Raw genomic sequence first — 1,597 nt, forward strand, 5'->3', positions numbered from 1 at the left:
AGCGCCGGCAAGACATCCTTGACGTCGCCGATCAGGCCGTAGTCGCACTGCTTGAACACCGGGGCGTTCTTGTCCTTGTTGATAGCAAAAACCATGCCAGAACGGTTGCAGCCCACCATGTGCTGCATCTGGCCGGAGATGCCGCAGGCCACGTACACCTTCGGCGACAGCATGAGGCCGGAAACGCCCACGTACAGCTCGGTGGGGAGCCAGTTCACGCCCTCGGTGAGGGGACGCGAGCAGGCCAGGCCGCCGCCCAGCTTGTCGCAGAGGGCACGCGCCAGGTCGAGCTCGGACTCCTCGGCGAAGCCGCGGCCCGCAGCCACCACCGCGTCGGCCTTGAACAGGTCCACGCCGCTCTTCTCGATGGGCTTGGACGACACGAGCTTCACCGGGTTCGCCGGGGCGACCCAGGCGACGTCCTCGACGGCGTTCGCGCCGGAGGCCTCGGCGCCCTCGAAGGTGCCGGCGCCCACCGTGTACACGGCCACGTCGCCGCGCGGCTTCTGCACGCGCTCGGCCACGCCGCCGAAGTACAGGCTCTTGGCGCCGCCTTCGAAGGACATGACGTCGGTGATGACGGAGGTGCCGATATGGGCGGCCAGCTTGCCGGCGATCGCCTTCATGTGGCGCGTGGGCTCGACGAGCACGACGGCCGGCTGCTCGGCGTCGAACACGGAGATCACGGTTTCGGCCGCGTCGTCCAGGACGGAGCCTTCGGGCACCGCGATGCGGGCGACCTTGTCGGCGACGGCTTCGGGGGCCTCGCCGAAGGAGACGAGCACGACCTCGTCGGCCATGGTGCGAGCGCCAGCAGCGAGTTCCCGAGCGGCGTCCGCGCGTTCAGCGATAACGAGTGCTTTCATGTGTATCAACTCTGCCTTTCTGTATGCAACGGATGTCGGGGAACTTACAGCGCGGCCTTGAGGGCGGCGGCGAACTGGGCGATGGCGCCATCGGCGGAGGCCTCGAGAACCTCCTGCTTGCGGTCGGCCTGCTTAGGAGCGAGACAGGACACCGTTTCGAGGGCGCTCGCGTAGGCGTCGTCGGCGCCGGCCACGTTCATCGGCTTCTTGCCGGCGGCGAGGATGTCCTTCATGCCCGGGATGCGGGGCAGCGCGATGTCGGGGGCAACCGACACGACGCACGGCAGCGGCACCTCGACGACCTCGACCGCGTCCTCGAGCGTGCGCTCGACCTCGAGCGCGCCGTCCTTAGCCGTGATCTTCGTGGCGGCGTTCACCACGGGCAGGCCCAGCTTCGCGGCCAGCTGCACGTCCACCTGCTGCGCGTAGTTGTCGGCGGAGCCGTCGCCGCAGAGGATGACGTCGTAGCCGCCCACCTTGGCGACGAGCTCGGCGAGCGCGCCGGCGGCGGCGTTCGCGTCGAGGTCGGCGAGCGCGGCATCGGCGGTCATGTACAGTTCGTCCACGCCGCGGGCGAGCACGTTCTTCTTGAGCTTGGAGTCGTCGATGTCGGCGCCTCCCACGGTCATGGCGATCACCTTCGAGCCCTCGTTGGCGGCAGCCAGCTGAGCGGCGGCCTCAATGGCGTTCAGGTCGTAGGCGGACACGGTGTTCTTCGCCTTGGAGTAGTC

2 protein-coding genes are annotated in these 1,597 nt (G+C 68.5%); both read right to left on the reverse strand.

Annotated features, from left to right (window positions below):
* A partial coding sequence (locus C1876_RS17380; RefSeq protein ID WP_148707955.1) for an electron transfer flavoprotein subunit alpha/FixB family protein occupies positions 1-866 on the reverse strand: 866 nt, incomplete at its 3' end.
* 44 nt (positions 867-910) lie between these two features.
* The coding region (locus C1876_RS17385; RefSeq protein ID WP_114547977.1) for an adenine nucleotide alpha hydrolase family protein at positions 911-1,597 on the reverse strand (687 nt) is incomplete at its 5' end.

This window comes from Eggerthella sinensis, from assembly GCF_003339815.1.
Classification (GTDB): Bacteria; Actinomycetota; Coriobacteriia; order Coriobacteriales; family Eggerthellaceae; genus Eggerthella; species Eggerthella sinensis.